The sequence below is a fragment of the Bacteroidia bacterium genome (assembly GCA_033391075.1).
Classification (GTDB): domain Bacteria; phylum Bacteroidota; class Bacteroidia; order J057; family J057; genus JAWPMV01.
The window spans coordinates 495,034-517,743 of sequence record JAWPMV010000005.1; the positions used below are offsets into that span (position 1 = coordinate 495,034).

13 protein-coding genes and 1 pseudogene are annotated in these 22,710 nt (G+C 43.2%); 9 read left to right on the plus strand and 5 right to left on the minus strand.

Annotated elements, in window-relative coordinates:
• Positions 1–229: 229 nt before the first annotated feature.
• Positions 230–1,417, plus strand: a complete 1,188-nt coding sequence (locus R8P61_37800) for a class I SAM-dependent methyltransferase (protein MDW3652896.1) — start codon at positions 230–232, stop codon at positions 1,415–1,417.
• Positions 1,418–1,760: 343 nt separating this feature from the next.
• Positions 1,761–5,537: a S8 family serine peptidase gene (locus tag R8P61_37805; GenBank protein ID MDW3652897.1), complete on the plus strand. Its 3,777-nt coding sequence runs from the start codon at positions 1,761–1,763 to the stop codon at positions 5,535–5,537.
• An 11-nt stretch (positions 5,538–5,548) separates the two neighbouring features.
• On the opposite strand, the gene R8P61_37810 is transcribed toward R8P61_37805, so the two are convergent.
• Positions 5,549–6,478, minus strand: coding sequence for a heparin lyase I family protein (locus R8P61_37810; GenBank protein ID MDW3652898.1), 930 nt, complete (start codon positions 6,476–6,478; stop codon positions 5,549–5,551).
• A 94-nt stretch (positions 6,479–6,572) separates the two neighbouring features.
• On the opposite strand from R8P61_37810, the gene R8P61_37815 reads away from it, so the two are divergent.
• Complete coding sequence (locus R8P61_37815; protein MDW3652899.1) at positions 6,573–7,700, plus strand: Gfo/Idh/MocA family oxidoreductase; 1,128 nt, start codon at positions 6,573–6,575, stop codon at positions 7,698–7,700.
• A gap of 682 nt (positions 7,701–8,382) precedes the next feature.
• Here R8P61_37815 and R8P61_37820 read toward each other — a convergent pair.
• On the minus strand, positions 8,383–9,264 hold the full coding sequence (locus tag R8P61_37820; GenBank protein ID MDW3652900.1) for an alpha/beta hydrolase: 882 nt from the start codon (positions 9,262–9,264) through the stop codon (positions 8,383–8,385).
• Positions 9,265–9,394: 130 nt separating this feature from the next.
• Between R8P61_37820 and R8P61_37825 the strand changes: the two genes are divergently transcribed.
• The 3 genes and pseudogenes from R8P61_37825 to R8P61_37835 all read left to right on the plus strand — a co-directional run bounded on the left by R8P61_37825 (position 9,395) and on the right by R8P61_37835 (position 14,717).
• A complete protein-coding gene (locus R8P61_37825; protein MDW3652901.1) occupies positions 9,395–11,647 on the plus strand; it encodes an alpha/beta fold hydrolase in 2,253 nt (750 codons plus the stop codon).
• 81 nt (positions 11,648–11,728) lie between these two features.
• A pseudogene (locus tag R8P61_37830) lies at positions 11,729–13,111 on the plus strand (sugar porter family MFS transporter).
• Positions 13,112–13,118: 7 nt separating this feature from the next.
• Positions 13,119–14,717, plus strand: coding sequence for a glycoside hydrolase family 32 protein (locus R8P61_37835; protein ID MDW3652902.1), 1,599 nt, complete (start codon positions 13,119–13,121; stop codon positions 14,715–14,717).
• Between the two features lie 54 nt (positions 14,718–14,771).
• Here R8P61_37835 and R8P61_37840 read toward each other — a convergent pair whose 3' ends face one another.
• The 3 genes from R8P61_37840 to R8P61_37850 all read right to left on the minus strand — a co-directional run bounded on the left by R8P61_37840 (position 14,772) and on the right by R8P61_37850 (position 18,272).
• Positions 14,772–16,310, minus strand: a complete 1,539-nt coding sequence (locus R8P61_37840; GenBank protein MDW3652903.1) for a bifunctional UDP-sugar hydrolase/5'-nucleotidase — start codon at positions 16,308–16,310, stop codon at positions 14,772–14,774.
• 226 nt (positions 16,311–16,536) lie between these two features.
• On the minus strand, positions 16,537–17,217 hold the full coding sequence (locus tag R8P61_37845) for a hypothetical protein (GenBank protein ID MDW3652904.1): 681 nt from the start codon (positions 17,215–17,217) through the stop codon (positions 16,537–16,539).
• Between the two features lie 158 nt (positions 17,218–17,375).
• The gene (locus R8P61_37850; protein MDW3652905.1) at positions 17,376–18,272 is read right to left on the minus strand and encodes a DMT family transporter; all 897 of its coding nucleotides are present in this window, start codon (positions 18,270–18,272) and stop codon (positions 17,376–17,378) included.
• A 75-nt stretch (positions 18,273–18,347) separates the two neighbouring features.
• Here R8P61_37850 and R8P61_37855 point away from each other — a divergent pair, with 75 nt between their 5' ends.
• The 3 genes from R8P61_37855 to R8P61_37865 are packed head-to-tail and all read left to right on the plus strand — an operon-like array spanning position 18,348 to position 22,611.
• On the plus strand, positions 18,348–21,269 hold the full coding sequence (locus tag R8P61_37855; protein MDW3652906.1) for an FAD-linked oxidase C-terminal domain-containing protein: 2,922 nt from the start codon (positions 18,348–18,350) through the stop codon (positions 21,267–21,269).
• A 4-nt stretch (positions 21,270–21,273) separates the two neighbouring features.
• A complete protein-coding gene (locus R8P61_37860) occupies positions 21,274–22,323 on the plus strand; it encodes an SMP-30/gluconolactonase/LRE family protein (protein ID MDW3652907.1) in 1,050 nt (349 codons plus the stop codon).
• Positions 22,324–22,380: 57 nt separating this feature from the next.
• A complete protein-coding gene (locus R8P61_37865) occupies positions 22,381–22,611 on the plus strand; it encodes a hypothetical protein (protein ID MDW3652908.1) in 231 nt (76 codons plus the stop codon).
• Positions 22,612–22,710: the final 99 nt, after the last annotated feature.

A 22,710-nucleotide genomic window follows, 5' to 3' on the forward strand; every position in this document is an offset into this window, starting at 1 on the left:
TTCAGGTTTTCGATAGCGAGCAGAATTTTTGGTTCTGCTTGTAAAGGACCGAATCCTGAGGGTTCCATGAAAGATTTATCATCCATACCCCGTCTGACCCAGCGCTAAAATAAAAGAGCTTCCATTTAGGTGAGTCAGGAAGACAGAAATTTTAGCCTGGGTAAATCCAAATCCGGACAAATACAAGCGACATACACCCTGAGCGGTATAACATTTAGCTCTATTTACTATGAAAAATAGAAACCCCGACTCCTGTTGCTCACTTTGTCAAAGTAGGTCAATTGAAAGCGTATTCCACCTTGCTCAAGTTCCTACCCAGGATGGGGTAATGTATGATTCTCATAGCGGGGCAAAGTCTGCTCCGCAGGGTGGAATCGAACTGATCCTTTGCGAGGATTGCGGTTATGTAGAAAATATCGGTTATGAGGATAAAAAGGTAGGTTTTGATGAGTATGACTTTTCCCTTTCTTTCTCTCCGCTTTTCTCAAACTTTATAGACCAACTCACAGAAGAACTTATTGAAAAACATGAGTTGTGGGGAAAACCTGTCCTCGAGATTGGATGTGGAGATGGATATTTTCTGAAGAAAATTTGCAGAAAAGCCAAAGCCTGGGGAGTTGGTATAGATCCGGGATACGTAGTTGAGCAAGATAATATTGGAAACTGGGATCCTATCATAATCCGGGATTACTATGATGATAAACATGCATTGATCAAGCCGGATATAATTTTTTGCAGACATGTTCTTAATGTTAATAAAGATCCTCTGGGTTTTCTGAAAAGGCTGAGAAAGAACCTGGAAGATCATAAAGACTGCACCATCTATTTTGAGGTGCCCAATGCCAATTACACCTTTGGAGAAAAGGTCCTTTGGAATGTTGTATTCGAACATAAATCCTGGTTTACAGAAGATTCGCTAAGCCTGCTTTTTGAGTTATGCGGATTTGAAGTTAGTTCGACAGGATTGTGTTGGAATGATGAGTATTTAATGCTGGAAGCCCGGCCCAGAGATATGGATAAAGCCTATAAATCCAGCATAAATAAGAAGCGCATCCAGTCTTTTGTTGATCAGGTCAAAGAATTCAACAAGTATGTAGGAAGCATCCAAACGGAAAGCATAGCTCGGCTCAATGAGATTTCTACAAAGGAAACAAGAACAGTTATGTGGGGAGCTGGTGCAAGAGGAGTATCCTTTCTGAATATGTTTAAACTGAATGGATTGATAGAATGTGTGGTTGATATAAATCCCATGCGCCAGGGAAAATTCATGCCTATATCCGCTCACAAAGTAGTGGCACCTGATGATCTCAAAGAGATAAACCCTGAATTAATCATAATCAATAATCCCACTTATGCAGAGGAAATAATGCATCAATCCCGGGAAATAGGACTGGAACCCGAATTTTGGGTGCTTTGAATTTATGAAATTGTAAATTTTGAATAATGGTATTACTTTTAAATAACAATGGTTAAAGAGACTTCTTACTTCTCATAGTGCTCAAAAAGGAAGTGCTTTGTAAAAAAAAGATTAGTGTAAGTGCTTTTAAATCAGAAGTTTGACTCATTAGATATAGGGCTTGGTCAAATTTGTTTGGATCAGAATCAATAAAATTTGTAATCAATAGAATTCCCGTCATCTTCTAGATTGTAAAGCTTGTCTCAAGGAACATCATTGCACTGCTAGTAAACAATCTCTCCTGTATTTTATTTGGGGAAAATACGATCGTATTCCTGAGAATGAATGTGTTAAGAGCTGAACTATGATAAGAAGAAGTACACTTTCACTTTGCGCTCTACTCCTGTTATTGTTCGAATTTCAAGCTGCCCGTAGTCAAAATAGCGAGTACTATCAGCAGGCTATTATTATTGAATTAGAAGAAGAGCTCACTGCCGCTCAACAAAAGGAAATAAAAGAAATATTCACAAGTATCAATTTGAAAGGGAGACATGCCGTCTGGCAGCTCCCTTTTTCTTTTTATAATGCTTCACCTAAAGCCCTTGAGGAAAAACTGGACCAATGGACTGCACTCAGTGGTATTAAGCGGATAGAACCCAATTATGCCTATAGCATCCTCAATGGGATTCCTGATGATCCTGAACTTGAGAAACAATGGCCGGCTGATATGATTTCAGGAAATGATGGCAATATAGATCTTCTATCCGCCTGGAATTTGCATCCGGGTGAGAAAGCCATAATTGCGGGCATCATTGATACAGGCATTGACTTTGGGCACGAAGATTTACATCAAAATATCTGGCAAAATCTGGCAGAGGATAGTGATGGAGATGGTAGAACCATTGAACGAATAAATGGCCAGTGGGTATTGGACCCTGGAGATTTGGATGGAATAGATGCTGATCAAAATGGCTATACCGATGACCTGGTGGGGTGGGACTTTGTGAATAATGACAACAATCCTTTTGATGACAATGGGCATGGGACCCATATCGCGGGTATCATGGGAGCAAAAGGGAATAATGGAAAGGGCATCGCAGGGGTAAACTGGAACATGAAACTCATGGCTTTGAAGGCTTTTGATGCAAATGGAGATGGTGCTCTATCTTCTATTCTCCCAGCCATGAGATATGCCAGAAAAATGGGGGTTGATATCAGTAATAGTAGCTATGGGAGCCATGCTTTTAGCAGAATCATGTATGAGGAGATTGAAAAGCATGACAGAGACAAAAAATTAGTAGTTGCAGCTGCGGGAAATGAAGCCAGCAACAATTATACAAAGCCCGTCTACCCGGCCAGTTATGAGTTGGATAATATAGTCTCAGTAGCTGCAGGAGATAATCAGGGAGAATTAAGTACTTTTTCAAATTACGGTTTGTATTCTGTGGACCTTATGGCTCCCGGATCTCAAATTTACAGCAGCCTGCCCCATGGAGGATATGGCTATAAAGATGGGACGTCTATGGCGGCACCCTTTGTAACAGGCACCTTAGCCCTGATTTGGTCCTTTGGCCCGGATCTTAATCATCATCAGTTAAAAAACATATTGCTGGCATCTGTAGATCAGCTGCCGGCTCTCTATGGAAAGTGTGTGAGTTCTGGCAAATTGAATGTGCATCGTGCCCTTCAGTTCAGTAGTCGGATTTGCACGGATTGGTACAATAGTTCTTCTTCATTTGATGTCAAAGGACTTGCAGAAGAGGGAGAATACATTTGGGCGGCAACGAATCAAGGACTCATCCGGCTCAAAAAAGATGATTGTGAAGTCAAGACCTTTAATAAGAAAAACTCAGATTTACCTGAGGATAAGATCAAGGCTGTAGGTGTGGATAAACAGGGAGTTGTCTGGGTGGCTACAGATAAGAAAGGCGTTCTGAGTTATGACGGAAATTCCTGGACCACCTACACCCAAAAATCCGGCTTGCCTGATGATAAGGTTCGAAGCATCTTGGTAGATAAGGATAATCGAATATGGTTGGGATCTGAGAAGAAGGGAATAGGAGTATATGAAAATGGAAGCTGGACCTATTATAATAAGAAAACAGGCCTTCCGGATGACAAAATAAAGTCATTGGGTAAAGATCCTGATGGTAACATTTGGGTGAGTACACAAAAAGGGATAGGCCATTATAAACAGGAAGAATGGACGATTTTCAATAAGAAAAATTCCGGTTTGCCCCATGATAAACTGATAGGAGTAGCGGTAGGCCCGGACCAGACTATTTGGGCTGCTACAGATAAAGGATTAGCAAGCTTCAACGGCAGTTCCTGGACCCAATATGCTAAATCCAATTCCGGACTTCCCAATGACAAGATTCTTTCGATAGGAGTGGATGGAGACGGAGAAGTTTGGATAGGTACAGATAAAGGCCTGGTAGAATACAATGGGAATGCCTGGACCGTTTTCAAAAAAAGTAATTCTCATCTCCCTGATGATCATCCTCACGCCATGATTGTGGATGATAAAGGAAACACCTGGGTAGGAACGCATAAAGGGATACATGTATTTGGAGCCAAAGTCCTGGCTTCCTTTTCCGGTGATCCTTCCATTTGCGTAGATCAGACCTATACCTTTTCCAATGCGACTATGAATGGGACCAGTTTTGAATGGCGATTGGATGGAGACCTGCTCAGTACCGATAGAGACCTGACTTATCATTTTGACAGAGCTGGCACCTATTTATTGACCCTGATTGCAAGTAATCGAGTCTCTTTCAATGTTTTTAGTCGTACCATAGAAGTCAAAGAACCCCTTGAGATAGACCTGGGCCCTGACCGCTCCTTGTGCGCCAATGCTTTTGTGCTGGATGCATGTACAGATGATCTGGTGTATAGATGGGTTAATAGCAATGGAGAGACACTTGGAAGGGAAAAGACCTTTACAGTCAGAGAAAGTGGAACCTACACCCTGATTGCAGAAAATGGCTGTGATCAGGTGGCCAATGCATCCGTACAGATTGATTTAAATGGAGATTGTGTATGGCCCGGAGACGCTAATGCGGATGGTAGAGTGAACAGTAGGGACTTCCTTACTATGGGGCTGCTTGAGGGCTTTCAAGGCAGCATGCGAAATGACAGAAGTACCCAATGGGAAGAGCAGCTTGCGGATAATTGGGTGATGTCTTTTCCAGATGATCATAGCCTGGCAGCAGATGTAAACTTCAAACATGCAGATGCCAATGGTGATGGTCTGATAGAGTTGAGTACCGATGGGCAAATAGTCTGGCAAAATGCCTATATGCCTGCAGAAGAAATTAATAACAGTGCCCCTAATGGAGCTATCCTGAGTTTACAGCATGAGTCAACGACCATTCTTTCTGAGGATACAGCGCTAATCGAATATGAACTCAAGTTGGATCAAAATGGAGGGCCTGTTCCTGATCTTTATGGATTGTCTTTTGCGCTTGATTATAATCTTCCCCTTGCACAGGAACCTGTCCTAAATTTGCAGAATGGGTGGATGGGAAATGCAGAATCTCTGATCATCCATGATTGGAACAATTTTCAGAATTGTCCGGAGGGTGGTCAACGTCAAATGGATATTGCCCTGAGTAGGATAGATGGACAAGGAGCTACAGGCAGTGGAAAAATTGGAACCCTGGGCATCATAGTGGTTGTCGATGATCTTGCAGGGGAAAATGATATCCTGGGATATGTAAGCCTTCAGATCACTCCCCGAAATCCCCTGATTCTTAATTCGATTGGAGAATATATTCCCCTGAATACAACTCTGAGTCAGGTAACTTCTGTAGTACCCTTAAGACTTGAGAAAGAGGAAAATGAGGGGATAACTGAAGAAAGCTTTCGCAGCCCTGAATTTCCCGCATTGACAGATTTTCTTCCATATCCAAATCCATTCAATGAAGAACTTACAGTATCATTTTCTCTCGAAGAAGATGAAGAGGTGCTGATTCAACTTAGAAATCTTCAGGGAGTGTTGATGAAAGAATGGACAGAAGCTTTTGTTGCCGGGACACACAAAAGTCTCTTACAATTCGAAGATTTGCCTCCGGGTTTGTATTTCCTCTATCTGGAAACAGAGAACCAAAGAGGAGTAAAGCGAGTTTGGATCAGTGAATGATAGAGGCTTACCTATGGTTTAACAATATCAAATGCATCTTTACGGTAATTGGGGGCCGAATTATCTCTTATCAATAGCTTCAAAGGTCCCATGTAAGCCGATACTTTATCTGCTCCCGCAGCAAGAGAAGAATTTACTTCTGTCGTATCGTATCTATGTGAGTGATGATAAATGCCCCATTTATTATTTCCTCCCCAGGGATATTCATCAAAAACGGTTTGCTCTGCTTCATTATAGATCAATTCGCCATTGATCCAAACTTGAAAGAGGCCATTTGCTCCCTCATCAAAAACTATGTGCAAAACTATTTCAAATGTCTGTCCGGCCTGAGGACTGAAATCTGTAACAAAGCGAGTATTCAACACATGATTGACAACCTGTATCTCCCCTCCTTTGGCGGGTCTGGGGCGGTTTAATCCAGCGATCTCTAACTCTACCATAGGGGAACTACCGACTACACCCGGATGATTCTGAAAAATGGTAATCGGAGAATTAGGATCAATAATATAATCGGGCTCAAAGGTAAAGGTCCAACCTATCCAGTGCTCCGAGCCTAAAGGATGATTGATTTGCCAGGGGGCTGTCCGAATTTCACTCCTATAATTAAAATTGCCATCATTGGTAGCAGGAGGAGCAGGATTTATGGGATCCAGGAAAAAACGCAATTTGTCTCCCTCAATTTTTACTCCATTTACATCAAAAGCAAAATCTACAAATAATCCGTTTCCGAAGGCAATGCCATCGGGCCAGGTATAAGCAGGTAGGGTTAATTCGGACCAAATCCAGCTCTTCACAATAGAAGAATCCAATTCCGGATGTGTATTGGGCTCATTAGTCGGAGATTCCGGAGGAGCGGGGGGCCTATAAATGGGCCCGCAAGCAATTTGTACAAGAAAAATCCATGATATTAGGTAAATACCAAACTTTTGGAATATTTTCATTACGACGAACTTATGGTTGCGAAATCTTGCGAGTCTTAGCCCAAACTTTCAGCAAAATAATATTTCTTTCCCAAAAATAATAAAGCTCAAAAATATGGAACCGCATTCTAATGAACCGCTCAATAGGAGACATTTTACTAAAAAACTGGCAGGAGGCCTTGGAGCCTTTGCCCTTACTACCTCAACGATAGGACTGGGTGCGCTGGATGCCTGTGCACAAGCCTCAGGAGAAAAACTGGGGATAGCCCTGGTAGGATTGGGAAATTATGCTACCAATCAATTGGCTCCAGCCCTACAGGAAACCAAAAACTGCTACCTGGCAGCTATTGTTACCGGCACACCAGAAAAAGCAGAGAAGTGGAAAGCCAAGTATAATATCCCCGATAAGAACATATACAACTACGACAACTTTGACGATATAAAAGACAATCCAGACATTGACCTGGTGTATGTCGTTCTTCCCAATTCGATGCACATGGAGTATTCGATACGAGCAGCAAAAGCCGGTAAAGATGTTATTTCGGAGAAACCGATGGCCACCAATTTAGCTGATGCGGAAAGAATGGTCAGAGAAATAAAAAAGACAGGTCAGAATCTCTACATAGGCTATCGCTTGCATTATGAACCCTACAATTTGGAAGCAGCCCGTATAGGAACGGAAGGAGATTTTGGAAAGGTAAAAGTATTCGAAGGAAGTTTTGGATTTAAAATAGGCGATCCGACTCAATGGAGACTTAACAAAGAACTGGCAGGAGGTGGCCCTTTGATGGATGTGGGGATCTATGTAATTCAGGCTGCTCGATATTGTACAGGCGAAGAACCAATTGCAATCACAGCGCAGGAATACAAAACTGATCCCGTAAAATTTGCCCAGGTTGACGAAACTATTTTCTGGCAAATGGAATTTCCAAGTGGAGCCGTAGCAAATTGCAGTACCACCTATGCCAGCAATATCCAACGCCTCTTCTTATCCTGTGAAAATGGATATGTAGATTTGAGTCCTGTGTACGGATATGGAGGAATAGGAGGGAAAACCCATAAGAAAACCCTCGAATTACCGGCTGTCAATCAACAGGCCCTGCATATGGATGGGATCGCATATAGTATCATTCATGGTACTAAAGCCAATAATGTATCTGGAGCAGAAGGCCTTCGGGATATGCAGGTAATTGATGCGATCTACCGGGCGATTGAAAGCAAAGGTCGGATAGAGATAGGATAAAGGGAATTAGTCTCCCACAATACAATTGTCATTGCGAGCTCAAATTTTGAGCGAAGCAATCCCCTTGAACCCTAATGCCTTTTCGAGTCAAGGAGATTGCTTCGCAGGAGATTCCGACTCGCAATGACATGGCTGTTTGAGCGAATGGCTTCAGCTTATACAGGTCATTTATGCGATCTATCGCGCGATTGAAAGCAAAGGAAGGATAGAGATAGGATAAAGGGAATTAGCCTCCCACAATACAATTGTCATTGCGAGCTCAAATTTTGAGCGAAGCAATCCCCTTGAACCCTAATGCCTTTTTGAGTCAAGGAGATTGCTTCGCCGGAGATTCCGACTCGCAATGACATGGCTGTTTGAGTGAATGGCTTCAGCTTATACAGGTCATTTATGCGATCTGTCGGGCGATTGAAAGCAAAGGTCGGATAGAGATAGGATAAAGGGAATTAGCCTCCCACAATACAATTGTCATTGCGAGCTCAAATTTTGAGCGAAGCAATCCCCTTGAACCCTAATGCCTTTTCGAGTCAAGGAGATTGCTTCGCCTGTATTACAGGCTCGCAATGACAATTTGTTTAATCGAACTAAATGAAGAACAAGGAACAAGGAATGGATAAGTAGGTGAAATGGAAAAACCTACACTTCTAAGCTCTCCATTCCTTGTTCTGTGTTCTGCCTTGCTTTACTTAATCACCCCCTGCACACGGAGCCAATCTTCCAGTCGATCCGCCCAGGAATTAAAAACAGGATTCGAGGTATTTATCATTCCCAGTCCATGTCTACCTTCCTGATAAATATGAAGCTCTGCCGGAACTCCTGCTTTTTGCAGGGCCAGATAATAAACAATGCTATTTTCCGGAGGAACTGCTTTGTCCTGGCTGGTGTGAACCAGGAAAGTTGGAGGAGTTTCAGCGCTTACCTGTTTTTCGTTTGAGAGCAATTCAATCATTTCTGCTGAAGGATCCTGTCCGATCAGGTTTCTCTGTGAACCTTTGTGGGTGAAATCTTCTCCAAAGGCAATCACAGGATAAGCCAGTACTGCATAATTGGGTCGGGAATGTTCTTTATCTATAGGGTCTGTCGCATTTGCATCGCCTGAATCGAAATGCGTAGAGGCAGTAGAAGCAAGATGTCCACCTGCAGAAAATCCCAGTATCCCGATTTTTTCCTTATCAATTCCCCAGGTATCGGCATGAGCCCTGAGGTATCTAAGGCCCCGTTGTGCATCATACAGCATAGAGGGATGCTTATATCCATGTTTGGCGAGGCGATAGCTTAAAACGAAAGCATGGACTCCACGTGCCTGAAACCAACGGGCAATCTGATCTCCTTCATGATCCATGGCCAGGTTCCAGTATCCACCCCCCGGACATATCAGAACTGCTGAAGTATTTTCGGGAGCGCCTTTTACCAGGTAAAGATCCAATTTGGGTTTATCCTCCGGATCTTCTCCCAAAGCGCCTGGAGCACCTTCCGGCCACAAGAAGACCTCCTCTCCTTTTTGGGCTTGAAGCTGAAGACAAATAAATAGCATGAGAAATAGGAAAGTAGTAGTTCTGAGCATTTTGTTCTCCTTTTGTTTGGTGAAAAGGGCAGTGAAGACAAAAGATAGAAAATCCTGCATTATCCCAAAAACAGCGACTCAATTTCTTTCTCCCAAAGCTTCTTATATTGAAGCATTCAATCTGGGAATTATGAAAAAACTACTGCTTCTGGGCCTTTGCAGCCTCTTTATTCAACTTCCTGCTCAAGTAGAGAAGAGAAAAGAATTTCTTGAAGAACTCAAACCCTTTCTGGAAGCTTCTACGGGTTCCTGGGCAAGTAAAGCATGGATAAGTCCTTTGGATAGTAGCTGGCAAGCCTGGCTGGATCGCACAGGAGAACTTCCCCCCAATTTTGATATCATCCCCAGCCAGGTCCTACCGCATGATTTGATGAAAGATTTGGTTTCTGGAGATGAAATTAGGCGTAAAGATCAATGGCAAGCACAACGCAAAGAAATGGCTGGAATCCTCAAAACCTGGCTCAGCGGAACTTTCCCCCCAAAACCGGAATCCATCCAGGCAGAAATCCTCGAAAAGAAAGAAGAAAGAGGGATCAGAATTGAAAGAGTAAAAGTCTCCTGGGGATCACATCCGGATTTGAGCATTCGAGCCAGTATCTACTATCCTCCCGGCAAAGGACCTTTTCCGGTATTTATGACTCCCGGTACAAAGGGACATTCCTGGATCAGCATCAGCCAGGCGCTTAGCCGAGGCTATATTTGTGTACAATATTCGGGTTGTGATGCGGAAGATGATACAGAGAAATATGCCCGACATTATTATCCCACATACGATTTTACCACCATCATGAGAAGGGCCTGGGGAGCTCATCGGCTCGTAGATTATCTCTATACCCTGGATATAGTTGAAAAGGATAAGATTGGCATTACAGGCCTTAGTAGGGATGGTAAACAAGTATTGATGGCTGCAGCCTTCGATGAGCGGATAGATGCCGTAGTGGTTTGTAGTGGGGGAACGGGCGGTGAAGACCTTTTCCGCTATACCTCTCCCAACTATGACAATGAAACTATAGCTGCAATTACAGGTAATTTTCCTCACTGGTTACATCCAAGGCTTCGTTTTTTTGCCGGTCGAGAACACAAACTTCCTTTTGATCAGCACTTTTTGAGTGCCCTGATTGCTCCAAGGGGGCTATTATTGAGTTCGTCTTATTTTGAAGATCAGGGAAATCCCTGGGCCATAGAGCAGCATTTTGATGCGGTTTTACCGGTATTCAAATTTCTGGATGCTGAGGAAAAACTGGGCTTGCATTTGAGAAGGGGCTTGCATCGGCCTGCCATGCGTGACGTCCATGATTATGTAGATTTCTTTGATAAAGTTTTCGACAGAGGAAATAAAGCGGTTCCGATAATTCGCTATTATGATTATTCTTTTGAAAAATGGAAAGCCCTGAGTGCTAAGGAAGAACCGACCCAAAGCAAAGAGATTTCTGTAGCTTCTCTTGAGGAGGCAGCGGATTTTGATAAATGGAAAACTGAATTGGCACAAGAAAGCAGGAAACTTCTGGGTGAAGCCCCTATGCTCCTCAATCCCAGCTTTCGAGCCGGCCTGGATTATTTGGATAAAGTGATCAGACGTCCGGGCTTACCCAAAGGAGCTGACTCAAAGGAATTGCACATCGGACAATTGCAATATCCCCTGGATGAGGAAGGCAAGCCCTTGAAAAATGTACCAGTAGTGATTTATTTGCATGAATTTGCCTATCCGACGGGTTATGGAAGAGGAAGCTGGCGTTTTGTACATTCCTTATTAGATGCTGGTTTCGCGGTCTATTTGCAGGATCAGATTGGTTTTGGCAGCAGGGTAGAGGAGGGGAAAGACTTTTATCAGCGTTATCCTGATTATTCTAAAATGGGACTAATGGTGGATGAATTGAGCCTTGCAGTTGATGCCCTGGAAAGAGAAGATATAATTGATAAAGAGAGAATCTATGCGGTGGGATATAGTTTGGGGGCGAAAGTGGGACTTTGGGCAACTCCTTTTGAAGATCGGATAGCTGCTATGGCCTTGGTTGCAGGAGTGAATCCCCTAAGAAATAGTGGCAAGGATAAAGAAAGATTAGGGATTAAACTTTACTCCCATTTACATGCCTTGATTCCTCAACTTGGATTTTATGTAGGGAAAGAAGAGGGCTTGCCCATAGACTATGATGCCCTGATAGCTGCTTATGCTCCTAAGCCCCTCATGATGATCTCTCCCATTTGGGATCAAGAAAGTAATGCAGGAGAATTGGCACAGTGCGTGGAAAGTGCAGGTATGGCCTATAAAATTTTGGATGCGGGTAAAAAACTGGAATTCCGGCCTGTGGTTGATTTCAATCGATTTAGTAAAGAAATGGAAGAAGAGATCTTAGCCTGGTTGATGAAAAATGCGGGTCTCTAGCTCATGATTATTCGAAAAATTGAATACTTTTAGACAAAATTATAGGGAAAGAACAGAGCTTCTTCCCTAAAACTACCTACTACAATGAATCAACAACGGATTTTTTATTGGTCTGTAACCGTTGCGCTTGCAGGTTTCCTTTTTGGATTTGACACCATCGTCATATCCGGAGCAGATCAACCCATACAAGAACTCTGGGGTCTTAGTGATTTTAACCATGGCTTTTTTATAATGTCCATGGCCCTATGGGGGACTGTGATCGGCGCATTATTAGCCGGTATTCCTTCTGATAAATTAGGGCGAAAGAAGACCCTCATCTGGATTGGCGTACTGTATACAATTTCGGCTTTGGGCTCAGGAATGGCCTGGGATCCCTTTTCATTCTCCTTTTTCAGATTTATCGGAGGATTGGGAGTTGGAGCTTCCTCGGTTGCAGGACCTACTTATATTGCAGAAATCTCTTCTCCGGAAAGAAGAGGTCGTCTGGTAGCCCTGTATCAATTTAACATTGTATTTGGTATCCTGATCGCCTTTTTCTCCAATTATTTTATTGGGCAATGGGTGGAAAGCGAATCCTGGCGTTGGATGCTCGGAGTAGAAGCTATACCCGCAATTCTTTATACAGTTATGGTTTTGGGAGTGCCTAATAGTCCCAGATGGTTGGTCTCCAAGCGCAAGGACTATGATAGCGCTCGCATGGTACTTAAGGATATGTACCCTGCAAATGAGGTAGAAGATGCCCTCGAATCCATCAAAGCTGATAGTGGCACCACAAAAGGGGTACCCCTATTCAATGGAAAATACAGCAAACCCCTTTTACTGGCATTCCTCTTAGCCATGTTTAACCAGCTTTCGGGGATAAATTTTGTACTCTATTATGCGCCTCGATTATTAGAGGCTGCGGGAATCGGAGCAAATGAAGCCTTGTTACAATCAACGAGTATCGGCGTTGTAAACCTCCTCTTTACCCTCTTGGGAATGTACCTCATTGACCGTATGGGTCGAAAAACCCTGATGTACTATGGATCAATAGGTTATATCATAAGCTTAGCGGTTGTTTCCTGGGCCTATTTTTCGGGAGCCAGTCAAATTCTCCTCTTGAGTTTTGTGCTGGTATTTATTGCCTCTCATGCCATCGGACAGGGAGCAGTGATATGGGTATTTATCTCAGAGATTTTCCCCAATGATGTTCGGGCAAATGGGCAAGCCTGGGGATCTGGTACCCATTGGGTATTTGCTGCTATCATTACCATGATTACCCCCTTCTTTTTGGGTTTGGTAGGAGATAATCCCTGGCCATTATTCGCCTTCTTTTCCGGGATGATGGTACTCCAACTATTATTTGTTCACTTTATGATGCCGGAAACCAAAGGGAAAACCCTCGAGCATATCTGGATGGAAATTTCGGGTACAAATTTGAGAGAAGTCGAGGAAAAGATAGATCAAATCAATTCAAACGAATAGACTAAAAATGAAAAGCAGCCTTCAAATAATCACTATTTTGATTATACTTTCTTCAGGTTTTATGGCCTGTAAACCTACTGAAAAAGAAAGCCAGAAAAATCCTAAAGAAGAGACGATAGCTCTTTCCGCTTATAATGAACAGCATCGTCCTCAAATACATTTCTCCCCTCCTCAACAATGGATGAATGACCCCAATGGCATGGTGTATCATGATGGGGAATATCATTTGTTCTATCAGCATTTTCCCGATAGCAATGTTTGGGGACCTATGCATTGGGGACATGCGGTGAGTGAGGATTTGGTTCATTGGGAGAATTTACCAATTGCCTTATATCCGGATGAACTAGGCTATATTTTCTCTGGCAGTGCAGTAATGGATTATGAGAATACATCAGCTTTTGGGACCGATGAGAATCCGCCTATGGTGGCGATTTATACCTATCATGATCCTGTCGGAGAAAAAGCAGCTACAAAAACTTTTCAAACACAAGGAATTGCATACAGCACAGATAAAGGTAGAACCTGGACCAAATATGAAGGCAATCCCGTCATCCCCAATCCCGGATTGAGAGACTTTCGTGATCCTAAAGTATTCTGGCATAAAGAGAGCAGTCAATGGGTCATGATCTTTGCACGAGGAAATCAGGTTCAAATCTACAATTCTCCTAATTTGAAGAATTGGACGCTTACCTCTGAATTTGGAGAGGATCAGGGAACCCATGCAGGTGTGTGGGAATGTCCGGACCTTTTTGAGCTGCCTATCGATGATACTGGGGAGAAGAAATGGATGATGATTGTGAGTTTGGGAGATGGAAACCCCAATGGAGGCTCAGGAACCATGTATTTTGTTGGAGACTTTGATGGAAAGACTTTCAGCAATGAAAATCCTAAAGATGAAGTGCTCTGGCTGGAATATGGCAGAGACAATTATGCGGGTGTAAGCTGGTCAGATGTACCTGAAACGGATGGGAGGCGCATTTTTATGGGCTGGATGAGCAATTGGCGCTATGCGCAAGTCGTGCCTACCCATGCCTGGCGCAGTGCAATGACCCTGGCCCGGGAGCTTACTTTCACCGACTATAACGGAAAAACAGTCCTCAAGACAAGTCCAGTGCTTGAAAATGAAGGTATGCGGATAAATGAATCTGATTTGACTGTGGGAGAAGTCTCCGGCCTTCGTCCTTTGGGCTTATTGCCAAATGGTTTGATGGAAGTTAGCCTTAAACTAGAGCTTGATCCCACGGATAACCCTGAATTTATCGCAATTCAATTATCCAACACCAAAGGAGAGATTGTTCGAATAGGATATAAGACCGCAGCCAATGAGTATTTCATCGACCGTCAGAATTCAGGCAAATCTGATTTCCATGAAAATTTTGCCACGATTGATGTCGCACCTGCTATGTTGGGAGAAGATAATATCATAGATATGCGGCTTTTTGTGGATGTTTCTTCTGTAGAATTATTTGCTGATGAAGGCCGGACCGTCATGACAGATATTTTCTTTCCCAATGAGACCTTTAACCAACTAAGTCTGGTGGTCACTAAAGGCAAAGCCAAAATTCTGGCTGGCAAGGTTTGGGAATTGGAGGGGATTTGGGAATAAATGTGCTCAGGTGTTCTGGTGAGATTTTCCTAGCCACCAGAACACCAGAATACATTATTCTGCCCTCCCCACATCCTTTATTCTCCCTACGTCCGGAACTTCAACTGTTCCATGTTCCCGAAAATAGGCGATCAGAATCTCACTGATCTTTCGTGTATCTATTTTCCGCTTTTTACCTACAAACATTTTATAGGCATCTCCTCCTGTAGCGAGGAAACTGTAGGTTGCAACTGTATATGTGCGATCAGGATCGATCTTTTTGCCTCCAATACGGGCTTTGAGTAATCTTTCGCCTTTGGGTTTGCGGCTGTCATAGGTCAATTCTATGCCAGAGAGCTGAGCGAGCCCATAGGGCAGGGTAAGGCTGTATTCCAGTACTTCAATTACTTCCTTTCCCCTAATTTCTACCACATGTAAATGATCCGTGAAAGGATAGACATTGAGCAATTGCTCGATGGTAACGGGGCCGGGATTGAGGTCAAAGCGGATAGAGCCCGAACTGATAATGCCGATATCTGCATTACCTGCTTCCCGGAAGATATCGGCAATAAGGTTTCCTATATTGGATTCCCGATAGTATTTGCGGAAGGCCTGTTTGTCAACTTTTCCTATCGCTTCCGCTAATTCTGGATGCTCTTTTCTTGCTTGTTGGATGAGCTTGAGGATATTGGGGTCTGCTTCGAAAATATCTGCATTTACGGGTATTAATTTCCCTTCTTCCAACTTCACTTTTCCTTTTTCCTTATCCAACATAAACCGAGCGTAGCCCAGGTATTTGCCTTGCCCAAAAGTCAATCCGATCCAGGTGCCGGTTTTGGGATGCTGTACCGGTTTCCAAAGCCCGTGATCAGAATGACCGCCGATAATCATATCTATGCCGTCAACAGCTCCCGCAAGTGCATAATCTTCATCATATCCTCGCTGAACTTCCGGATCTGCTTCTTTATCTGTTTGCATGGGAGCGGTTCTGTTTTGGTGAGTCAGAACTACGATCATATCCACTTCCGGCTTGAGTTTCTGTACCCACTTTTGTACGATAGGGGCCGGATCTCGAACTTCCAGGCCCTCAACATGCTTTTTCATAATGGCATGTTCATAGGCATCTACTCCCATGATACCGATCACTCCCAGTCGAATTCCATTTTTTTCCAGGATGGTATAGGCCTGTGCAAAAGGAATATCTGTACCTGCATAAAAGATGTTCGCATTGAGGGTTGGGAATCGAGCTCTTTGGATTACTTCCCGCAATTTCTCCCATCCATACTCATACTCATGATTTCCAATGGCCATGGCATCATATCCCATAGCGCTATAAATATCAAAAGCCAACTTGCCTTCAGTGGCCTGAGATAAAGAACCGGTAAAGATATCACCCGCATCGAGGAGAAAGCTGTTAGTAGCTTTAGCCCTTTCCTGCTGGATCAAACTGCTCAGTTGAGGTATTCCTCCTATATATTCGATATCAGGGTTCCAAAAGGCTTTAACGGGCTCATAGACACTCTCGATATCGTTGGTATAAAGGAGGGTAATCTCCTGAGCCTGCAAAAAAGAGTAGGGGAGTAGCAGAAAGAATAATTGAAATAGACGAAACATCTTTTTGCTGCTAATTAAGGAATTTTCCGTGAGAAGCTTTTATCAAAAATCAAGGAGGGACTTTATGTTTGTTATAAAATTAATGTCTAAGTCCAGATGTGAGGCCTAGTAGAGATCATTCTAAGTTTGGTTTAGATGTGCACCTGATCTTCTTTCTTTTTCTTCTCAAAAGAAAACCCCCACCATAGGTGAGGGCTAGTGTATTATGGCTTAAGGTTTTATTTTTTTAGAGTCCACGATCGACCTGAGCAACCAAATCATCAATGGCATCATATACCACTCTATCCAGAACATTAAGGTTGTGATCATCATCGAGGTCATGTCCTTCATCCAGTCTGAACCATCCTGCAAGGGTCTCCTGGGTCAGGATTACTCGTTCCTTTGACCTGATTTTGGTTTTAAATTTCTCCACCTTCTTTCCATCTTCATCAAACAAGGTCAATTTGATCACTACCACAGGTCTGATTCGTTTTACTTGCTTTTCCCAGGGACCAATTCGAGCCCGGTCCTCCGTTGAAAGAAATGCAGGTCGGATGAATAAGTCCATTTTCGCATAATAATCAGCCTCAACCGATTTGATCGCGCGTCTTTTGCTTACACGTCTATAGGGGTTTCTATGAGCGAAACTTTCATAGGGCAACAAAGACAATTCGGTATCTTCTTCCAGACTTTCCTGAAGATCATGGAAATAAGGCTCCAATATGTAGTCGATAAAATGAGGCTCTCCATCCCTGGCATCCCGGATGACATCTGCTACATCCTGAACCGTCAGAAGTTCCTCCTGGAATTCATCAGAAAGATGGATTTGATAGTGATACAGCGCCACATCCGCGTTTTTGGAGGATTGGGCACTCAGGTTTAGGGAAAAGAAAAAGAATAGGGGAAATAATAATCGGGCAAATTTCATAGCGTATGGTGTTTGGATATATCTACGCCGATTGAAATATGGAGATGCCTAAAAATGCCTGATTCCTTTTATAGGTGTCTGATTTTTGCCCATTCGTGTCAGAAACATTAGCGGCAATTACTCAACAAGGGGAAAGTGAATAGCTATCTGCTGCTGTGCTAACGGAAGCTGATTTTTCCTCCCTTGAAAAACACATTCAATAACATTCCTGCGAGAATACAAATGATGCCCAGGAAGGCGAGGTAATTATAGGTTTCCCCCAGCCATAGCCAGCCAACCATTAAGGCAAAGATGGCCTCCATGTATTTCATCGGAGCAACTTTGGAGGTTTTTTCTATCTGAAAGGCTTTAGTCATAAAGAATTGCCCGATAAAGCCAAATACTCCTATGGTTGAAAGAATCAGCCATTCTTGTCCCTGAGGCCAAACCCAGATGGGAATGGCAAAGATCAAACCTGTCAGGCTGGCGATAAACATGAAATAATTTACGATCACCAGCGGATGCTCACTTTGGCCTATTTTTCGGATCAGGACATAAACCACTCCACTAAAGAGGGCGGAGATAAAAATATATCCCAATCCCAGACTGCTGATTCGAAGATCGAAGCCTTTCAATAAAAGGACACCACAAAAGGCTATGGCGAAAAAAGACCATTGAATAGGCTTTATTTTCTCTTTAAGGTAGAAAACAGCAATAATGGCAGCGAATACCGGGGATAAATATCGGAGAGAAATGGTTGAACCAAAGGGCATTTCCTGCAAGGCCAGAAAGAAAGTAGCCATACTTGTGACACCAAATAAGCCTCTGGCGATTAGGATAGCCCTCTTTTTCCCAAAAACGGGAATTCCTTTGGCCCATAAGAAAGCAAAACATATCAAGCATGAGGTAATGGCTCGGAAAAATACCAGCTCCAAAGCAGGCAGATGCTCCATGTACTTGAGTATTGAATTCATGGCTGTGAAAGAGGAGGTGCACAGGACCATGTAGCCCAGGGCTTTCCAATTGATGCCTTCTGCTGAGGAGGGAATATTTACAGAGCTCGGTTTTGCCGACATGGGGCGCAAATTGGGAATACTTATTGAAAAAGCCGACTTTTTTCCTAAAATGAAGTCTAATTAAGAAATCCAGACGTGAAAGAGGCCCAATCCCTTCCCAAAATAGATATAGTTGCAGCTCTACGACCTCATATAAAAGGAGAAATCCGAAATGAAGAGCTCTATCGCCTGATGTTTAGCACGGATGCCAGCAATTATCAGGTGAAACCCATGGCTGTATTGTTTCCCTCTAATGTAGCAGACGTTCAAAAAGCGGTCAATTTTTGTGCAAAGCATAAAGTGCCTGTTATTTCCAGAGGAGGAGGCTCCAGTCTTTCGGGCCAATCGATTGGGAACGGCTTGCTTATCGATTTCAGCAAGTTCATGCATGAGGTTTTGGACTGGGAAATAGGGGAGAAGAAAGTATGGGTGGAGCCGGGAATTGCATTGGCAAGCCTGAATAATCAGCTTTCTCGTGAGAAACAGATGATTGGTCCGGATCCTAGTTCAGCTTTAGTGGCTTGTATTGGAGGAATGGCGGGAAATAATTCGACCGGTACCCATTCGATAGTTTATGGGATGATGGCTGATCAGGTGGAAGAAGTGGAAGTCGTTCTGGCAAATGGAGAAATCCTGCATCTTGAGGAGAAAAGCAGTGAGGAATTGAGTGAATTGATAAGAAGAGAGGATACCGAGGGGCTGATTTATCGGGCTATTCTGGATATTCTAAAGAAATATCATCAAGAAATAGAAGAAAACTATCCCAAAACCTGGCGAAATGTAGCTGGATACAATTTGGATCGCCTCTGGAAGTCTTATAAGGCAAATGGCAAACTCAATCTCGCCAATTTGATCGTCGGGAGTGAAGGAACGCTGGGAATCATGAGCCGAATTAAGCTGAAAAGTGTTCTCAGACCTTCTATTTCTCAGTTGGCACTTATTCATTTTGATGAGATGGAGAAAGCATGCGAAGCGGTTCCCGCCTTATTAAAATGCGGTCCTTCAGCTATCGAATTTTCCAATGACTATTTCCATGAATTAATTGATCAAAACGCTGCATATCAGGATATTTACCGTTCTTCAGTTAAAGGGATACCTAAAGCATTATTGATTCTTGAGCAAAGTGGAGAAAAGCAGGAGGAAATTGAGGCAGGTTTCGAAAAAATGCACCAAATCCTCAAAGAACTGGAATTCTCCGGGGAAATCGTTTACCGGAGAAGCCCAGAAGAGGTAGCTTCTGTATGGGGCATGCGAAAAGCAGGCTTCGGCCTGATGATGAGCCAAAGAGGAGATGCCAAACCCCAGTCATTTGCTGATGACGCCAGTGTTCCGATTGACCAACTTCCGGGTTTTATCAAGGAAATGGAAGGAATTTTTCAAAAAGAGGGGATACGAGTGGCTATGGTCGGACATGCTTCCGCCGGATGTATTCATATGAATCCCAATCTTAACCTGAAAACTCCTAAAGGCATACAACAAATGCAGGATATGGCGATTTCCATAGCGGAAACAGCCATAAAATATGGAGGAAGCAGCACAGGAGAACACGGAGAGGGTTTGGCGAAAAGCTATTTCAATGAAAAAGTCTATGGTCCGGAACTTCATCAAGCCTTTCGAGAGGTGAAAGAGGCTTTTGACCCACAGTACATCCTGCAACCGGGCCGTATTCTGGATGCACATGAACCCTGGGCAGAAGATATATTGCGGTACAACTCATCTTACTCCGTCCCCAACAATCCTACTGAGACGATCCTGGACTTTAGCAAGGATGGCGGATACTCAGGATTGGTAGAAATGTGCAATGGAACCGGTTTCTGCAGGAAAGATGAAGGAGGCGTCATGTGTCCTTCATATCGGGTAAGCCGGGATGAGAAACATTCTACTCGGGGGAGAGCAAATGCACTTAGAGAAGCGATAAAAGGCAATTTGGAGGGCGGTTTAAGCAATCCTGAACTCTATGAAAGCCTGGATCTTTGCCTGGAATGTAAAGCCTGTAAAGTCGAATGTCCTTCTATCGTTGACATGGCCAAGCTCAAATACGAGTACTTGCATCAATATCAGCAAAAGCATGGAACTCCTCTGAAAAATCGCTTTTTCGCCCATATCCATCGACTTAATAAGGCTTTTCGGCCCTTTAAACTCCTATTCAATGCTTCAATCAGGAATCCACTTATAAGAATCTTCCTGGAAAAAAGGCTAGGGATTGACCGGAGAAGAAGCATTCCCCCACTTGGGAAAGGCAATTTTCAGGCATGGGCTTCCCTTTCGCCCGAAAAAAAGAGGGGCAATAAAGGTCAGCTGATCCTCTGGGATGATACTTTCCTCACGTTTAATCAACCAGAGCTGGGAAAAGCAGCTATGACAGTACTGGAAGCGGTTGGATTTGAGGTGATGTTGATGAAAGATCGAAAATGTTGTGGGAGACCGATGATTTCCAAAGGATTATTGCGGGAAGCCAAAGAACATGCTGCTCATAATGTAGCACTCTTGCTGCCCTATGTCGAGAAAGGGATACCTATTATAGGGGTAGAACCGAGTTGTATAGCCAGTTTTAAGGATGAATATCCGGACCTTCTACAAAATGAGGCGGCTCAGAAGATAGCAGATGCTTCCTACTTCATAGAAGATTTTTTAGGAGAATTAAGGGAAAAAGATCAACTGAACTGGAAGTTTTCGGTTGAAAACCAGGAGATTACGATAAAATACCATGCTCATTGCTACCAAAAAGCATTGAGCAGTCCCAAAAGTGGACTGGAGCTATTAGGATTAATCCCCGGAGCAAAAGTGGAAGAGATCCCTTCGGGCTGCTGTGGAATGGCTGGCTCTTTCGGCTATGAAAAAGAACACTATGAAATATCGATGGCATGTGGAGAAGAAGTGCTATTTCCAGCCATTCGTTCCTCTAGTCCGGATACCATAATTGCGGCATCTGGATTCTCTTGCCGGCATCAAATCGCTGATGGAGTTGGAGGAAAAGCTTTTCATCCCATCGAAATACTTGCAAATTTTCTATCTTAAGCGCATGAAACAGACTACAATGATTTTTAGCCTTTGCCTGCTGATGCTTTTTGCGATGCTTGCTTGCGAAGGACCTGAAGAAGAAAACAAAAAACCCAAGGGAGATCCCATGGATGCTTATAAGCACATTGGGCAAATAGACCGTATTGATGCTGCAATTAATGAGTTGATCCCTGAAGATGCTGAAATTGAAGTCCTGGCAGAAGGATTTGACTGGACAGAAGGGCCCTTATGGGTAGAGGATGGTGAATATGTCCTATTCTCTGATATCCCTCCAAACAATATCCATAAGTGGTCAGAAGGGGAGGGGGTAAGCCTGTATCTCAATCCTTCTGGGTATACAGGTGATGTTGATAGAAGCGGTGAAGCTGGTTCTAATGGATTGCTGTTAAATGCGGATGGGCAATTGGTTCTCTGCCAGCATGGAGACCGGAGAGTTTCCTATATGGACGCTCCTTTGTCTGAGCCTCAGGCCAATTATATCACAATCGCAGATTCCTATGAAGAAAAAAGGCTCAATAGTCCCAATGATGCTGCTTTTCATAGCAATGGAGATTTGTACTTCACCGACCCTCCTTATGGACTGGTTGATCAAATGGAAGATGAAGGCAAGGAAATAGACTTTCAGGGTGTTTATCGAGTGAAGTCGGATGGAAGCGTAGATTTATTGACAGATGAATTGAGCCGTCCCAATGGAATTGCTTTTTCTCCGGATGAAAAAACACTTTATGTTGCCAATTCCGATCCTGAGAGAGCAATCTGGATGGCTTATGATGTGCAGGAAGATGGAAGCATTGCAAATGGTCGTGTCTTTTTTGATGCCACTGACAAAGTTGGGCAGGATAACAAAGGATTGCCGGATGGATTGAAGGTTCTGTCTAATGGAATCATCTTTGCCACTGGACCTGGAGGAGTTCTGGTCTTTAGTTCTCAGGGGAAACATTTGGGAACCGTAAGAACCGGAGAAGCGACTTCTAATTGTGCCATAGGAGGAGATGGATATCTCTATATGACTGCGGATATGTATTTGTGCAGGATTGAGATCAATGTGTAAAAAGAAACCTAATAATAGAAAGGGCCTGATCTACGTCAGGCCCTTAATTTTTGAAGCATGCAAATAAACCAAAGACTTTCAAAAGCATTTAAGTATGCTTTGATCGTAAGCCTGGGACCTGTCCTCTTTCCTTTGATAGAAGGAGTAGGTCTGGGAAGCGTAGTATTTGTATATGGCTCCTTTCTGGTTATCAATACCCTTTTGATCGCCTATCTCGTCCTTCCTTTGTGGGAGAAATTGAAGGAGGACTCTGCTAAAAATGATAGTACGGCTAATAAGAATGATTGATAAAATTATTCGAGCGGTGCTTTAGGTATTCACGAATAAGTTGTTGAAATACAGTGAATTGTAAATTTTTTAGACTCCTCTAAAAACTTAAATTTTAGA